Source organism: Klebsiella sp. 28 (genome assembly GCF_018223905.1).
GTDB classification, from domain to species: Bacteria; Pseudomonadota; Gammaproteobacteria; order Enterobacterales; family Enterobacteriaceae; genus Klebsiella; species Klebsiella pneumoniae.
This window is the reverse complement of sequence record NZ_JAGRQY010000177.1, coordinates 1-4,418: the sequence shown is the minus strand read 5'-3', so window position 1 is coordinate 4,418 and position 4,418 is coordinate 1. Positions and strand designations below refer to the sequence as shown.

Sequence of the window (4,418 nt, the reverse complement as noted above, 5' to 3'; positions counted from 1 at the left end):
GGCCCCGGCCCGGCGGTCAAAAAAGCCTTTGAAGCGGAGTGCGGCTGCGAGCTGAAGTTCGTCGCGCTGGAAGATGGCGTTTCGCTACTGAATCGCCTGCGCATGGAAGGCAAAAACAGCAAGGCCGACGTCGTGCTTGGCCTTGATAACAACCTGCTGGAAGCCGCGGCGCAGAGTAAGCTGTTTGCCAAAAGCAACGTACCCGCCAGCGCGGTCAGAGTGCCGGGCGGCTGGGATAATGACACCTTTGTTCCCTACGACTATGGCTATTTCGCCTTCGTCTATGACAAAAACAAACTGGCTAATCCACCGAAGAGCCTGAAAGAGCTGGTCGAGGGGCCGCAAAAATGGCGGGTCATCTATGAAGATCCGCGTACCAGCACCCCGGGACTGGGCCTGCTGCTGTGGATGCAAAAGGTCTATGGCGATCAAGCGCCCGAGGCCTGGCAGAAGCTGGCCGCGAAAACCGTTACCGTCACCAAAGGCTGGAGCGAAGCCTATGGCCTGTTCCTGAAAGGGGAAAGCGACCTGGTGTTGAGCTATACCACCTCGCCGGCCTACCACATGATTGAAGAGAAGAAAGACAACTATGCGGCGGCGAGCTTCGCCGAGGGCCACTATCTGCAGGTCGAAGTTGCCGCGCGTACCGCCGCCAGCAAGCAGCCGGAACTGGCGGAAAAATTCCTCAAATTTATGGTATCTCCTGGCTTCCAGAACGCCATCCCTACCGGCAACTGGATGTATCCGGTGACCCAGGTCACCCTGCCGGCCGGGTTTGATACCCTGGTGAAGCCGCAGACCACCCTGTCCTTTACCCCGCAGCAGGTCGCCAGCGAGCGTCAAACCTGGATTAGCGCATGGCAACGCGCCGTCAGCCGCTAAACCTTCGCGGGCTGATGCCGGGCCTGTTCGCCGCTACGCTGCTGTGCGCTGTCGCGCTGGCGGCGTTTCTGGCGCTGTGGTTTAGCGCCCCCGGCGCGGGCTGGCAATCGGTCTTCAGCGATAGCTACCTGTGGCATGTGGTCCGCTTCTCCTTCTGGCAGGCGTCGCTGTCAGCGCTGATCTCGGTGGGACCAGCCATCTTTCTCGCCCGCGCGCTTTATCGGCGTCGCTTCCCGGGCCGTACGCTGCTGCTGCGCCTGTGCGCGATGACCCTGATCCTGCCGGTGCTGGTGGCGGTGTTCGGTATCCTCAGCGTCTATGGCCGCCAGGGCTGGCTGGCCTCACTATTTAACGCGCTCGGCTGGCAATGGGAGTTCTCGCCCTACGGTCTGCAGGGCATCCTGCTGGCGCACGTCTTTTTCAATATGCCGATGGCGACCCGCCTGCTGCTGCAGGCGCTGGAGAACATTCCCGGCGAGCAGCGGCAAATTGCCGCCCAGCTTGGCATGCGCGGCTATGCCTTCTTCCGCCTCGTCGAATGGCCGTGGCTGCGCCGGCACATTCCCGCCGTCGCCGCGCTGATTTTTATGCTCTGCTTCGCCAGCTTCGCCACCGTGCTCTCGCTGGGCGGCGGCCCGAAAGCCACCACGATCGAGCTGGCTATCTACCAGGCGCTGAGCTTTGACTACGATCCGGCGCGAGCGGCAATGCTGGCGCTGATCCAGATGCTCTGCTGCCTTGGGCTGGTGCTGCTTAGCCAGCGTCTGAGTAAAGCCGTCGCCATCGGCGTCAGCCATGTGCGCGGCTGGCGCGACCCTGACGATCGCCTGCATAGCCGCCTGAGCGACGGGTTGCTGATCGGCGCCGCCCTGCTGCTGCTGCTCCCGCCGCTGCTGGCGGTCATCGTCGACGGGATCAACCGTAATATGCTGGACGTGCTGGCGCAGCCAGCGCTCTGGCAGGCATTGAGCACCTCTCTACGCATCGCCATCGCCGCCGGGCTATTGAGCGTGACCCTGACGATGATGCTGTTATGGAGCAGCCGGGAGCTGCGCGCTCGCCAGCGGCCGTTGGCCGGGCAGGCAATGGAGCTGAGCGGCATGCTGATCCTTGCGATGCCGGGAATTGTGCTGGCGACCGGCTTCTTCCTGCTGCTCAATAAAACTATCGGCCTGCCGGAGTCCGCCGACGGCATCGTCATCTTCACTAATGCCCTGATGGCGATCCCCTATGCGCTGAAAGTACTGGAAAACCCGATGCGCGACATTGCCGCCCGCTACAGCATGCTGTGCCAGTCGCTGGGTATTGAAGGCTTTGCCCGGCTGCGGGTGGTCGAGCTTCGCGCTCTCCGGCGCCCGCTGGCCCAGGCGCTCGCCTTCGCCTGCGTACTGTCGATTGGCGATTTCGGCGTGGTGGCGCTGTTCGGCAACGAGGCGTTCCGCACCCTGCCTTTCTATCTGTACCAGCAGATAGGCGCCTACCGCAGCCAGGACGGGGCCGTCACCGCCCTGCTCCTGCTGCTGCTCTGTTTCTTGTTGTTTACGCTGATTGAAAAACTTCCGGGGCGTGATGCTAAAACTCAATGATGTGACCTGGCTATACCAGCATCTGCCGATGCGCTTCACCCTCGACGTCGCGCGCGGGGAGCGCATCGCGGTGCTCGGTCCCAGCGGCGCCGGAAAGAGCACCCTGCTGAATCTAATCGCCGGGTTTCTGCCGCCCGCCAGCGGCAGCCTGCTGATTAACGGCGAGGCGCATAACGCGACGCCGCCGGCGCAGCGTCCGGTCTCGATGTTGTTTCAGGAGAATAACCTGTTTAACCATCTGACCATTCGACAAAATATCAGCCTCGGGATCCACCCAGGCCTTAAACTGAACCGCGAGCAGCAGGCGCAGGTCACGGCGATAGCTGGACAGATGGGAATTGATGCGCTGCTGGAACGTCTGCCCGGCGAGCTCTCCGGCGGTCAGCGGCAGCGCGCGGCGCTGGCCCGCTGTCTGGTGCGCCAGCAGCCGGTGCTGCTGCTGGATGAACCCTTCTCGGCGCTCGATCCGGCGCTGCGCCAGGAGATGCTGTCCCTGGTCGCCGATGTCTGCGAGCAGCAGCAGCTCACCCTGCTGATGGTCTCCCACAGCGTAGAGGACGCCGCGCGCATCGCGCCGCGCTCGATGGTGGTCGCCGAAGGGCGCATTGTCTGGGATGGCGCCACCGCCGAGCTGTTAAGCGGCCACAGCAGCGCCTCGCATTTGATGGGGATCAGCGCGCGATGACTTTGTGCAGGATCGCCAGATAGACCGGCATCAGCGGATGGCGGAAGACAAATGTTAACGCTGTAGCCGCCAGCGCGACCATCAGCGGCGACAGCCACAGCAGTCGGCCGCGCGGCAGCCAGCGGGTCAGCCGATCGCCTGAGGTTTTCGCGCTCCGCCACAGCCGCCAGCACAGCCATCCCGCCAGCCAGGCCAGCAGCGCCGCCCCCAATAGCAGCCATTTAAAGCTGGCGCTGTTTTCATCAGCCGGAATATCAATCGCCGCCCCGGCGAGGATGCCCGGAAGGAAATAGAGCGGCGGCCAGAGCAGGCAGCCGATAATATTCGGTAGCACGAACTTGGCCACCGGCAGGTCGAGCATCCCGGCGACCATTGGCACCAGCGGACGCGTCGGTCCGACAAAGCGGCCAATCAGAATGGTGATCATGCTGTGCTGATGCAGCGCATGCTCGGTTTTCTCCAGCAGGGCGCGGTTTTTCTTCATAAACGACCAGCGGTGCAACGGCTTCTTAAAGCGCCAGCCGAGCCAGAATGAGATCCAGTCGCCCAGCAGGCAGCCGACAATCCCCGCCAGCCACGCCTGCCAGAAGTTAACTTCGCCGCCGCCGATGAGCGCCCCAAGGCCAGCCATCATCACCGTGCCGGGTAAGATAAGCCCCACCAGCGCCAGCGACTCGAGAAAGGCCACCAGCATCACGGCTAACAATGAGTAGACCGTGGATTGGGTAATAAAGTGTTCGAGCAATGCTTGCATAATGTACCCGGTTAAAAAACGAAGCCCGGATTCTCCGAAGCCATCGCGCCGTCGTCAAGCCATCAATTGTCTTAATAGTTTACTGGCTGTGACATTTAAGCGGGTCATCATTTCACTTTCTTTACTTTTTATTCACAACCCGCGCGGAATTCGCTCGGGCTGGCCCCGGTGCATTTTTTAAACACGCGGGAAAAATAGAGCTGATCTTCGAAGCCGACGTTGCGCCCAACGGTGGCGATCGGCATCCGCGTGGTGCTGAGCAACAGTTTGGCCTGGCTGATGCGCTGATCCTCCCGCCAGCCGAGGACGCTGACCCCCAGCTGCTGGCGGAACAGGTGCGACAGACGCGAGGGCGACAGGCAAACGTGTTGGGCGACGCTGGCGATATCAAAATGGCTGTCCGCCAGATGGTCGCTGATGTACTGGCAGGCGTCGCGCACCCGGTTGTCCAGCGGCGGATGCAGCGATTCGTTGATCGCCTCCATCCGCCGCAGCAGCAGCTGTTCCAGCA

Annotated in this window: 5 protein-coding genes; 3 read left to right on the top strand and 2 right to left on the bottom strand. The window is 62.2% G+C overall.

Translation table 11 applies throughout. The features are described from left to right. The 3 genes from thiB to thiQ form a co-directional block, all read left to right on the top strand. A partial coding sequence (thiB, locus tag KHQ28_RS24500; protein ID WP_211777712.1) for a thiamine ABC transporter substrate binding subunit occupies positions 1-882 on the top strand: 882 nt, incomplete at its 5' end. Then, on the top strand, positions 858-2,468 hold the full coding sequence (thiP, locus tag KHQ28_RS24495) for a thiamine/thiamine pyrophosphate ABC transporter permease ThiP (protein WP_032419408.1): 1,611 nt from the start codon (positions 858-860) through the stop codon (positions 2,466-2,468). The genes thiB and thiP, both read left to right, overlap by 25 nt. Then, positions 2,452-3,153: a thiamine ABC transporter ATP-binding protein ThiQ gene (thiQ, locus tag KHQ28_RS24490; protein WP_004178579.1), complete on the top strand. Its 702-nt coding sequence runs from the start codon at positions 2,452-2,454 to the stop codon at positions 3,151-3,153. The genes thiP and thiQ overlap by 17 nt, the downstream gene beginning before the upstream one ends. Here the strand turns inward: thiQ and KHQ28_RS24485 are convergent. After that, complete coding sequence (locus tag KHQ28_RS24485; RefSeq protein WP_002888373.1) at positions 3,140-3,907, bottom strand: DedA family protein; 768 nt, start codon at positions 3,905-3,907, stop codon at positions 3,140-3,142. The two genes, thiQ and KHQ28_RS24485, sit on opposite strands and share 14 nt — an antisense overlap. Positions 3,908-4,035: 128 nt before the next feature. Beyond that, positions 4,036-4,418, bottom strand: a 383-nt coding sequence (araC, locus tag KHQ28_RS24480) for an arabinose operon transcriptional regulator AraC (RefSeq protein WP_211777711.1), incomplete at its 5' end; no start/stop codon positions are given.

Excerpts from the sequence above, each read along its gene's own strand:
- thiP (WP_032419408.1), top strand. The coding sequence starts at position 858 with ATGGCAACGCGCCGTCAGCCGCTAAACCTTCGCGGGCTGATGCCGGGC.
- thiQ (WP_004178579.1), top strand. The coding sequence starts at position 2,452 with ATGCTAAAACTCAATGATGTGACCTGGCTATACCAGCATCTGCCGATG.
- KHQ28_RS24485 (WP_002888373.1), bottom strand. The coding sequence starts at position 3,907 with ATGCAAGCATTGCTCGAACACTTTATTACCCAATCCACGGTCTACTCA.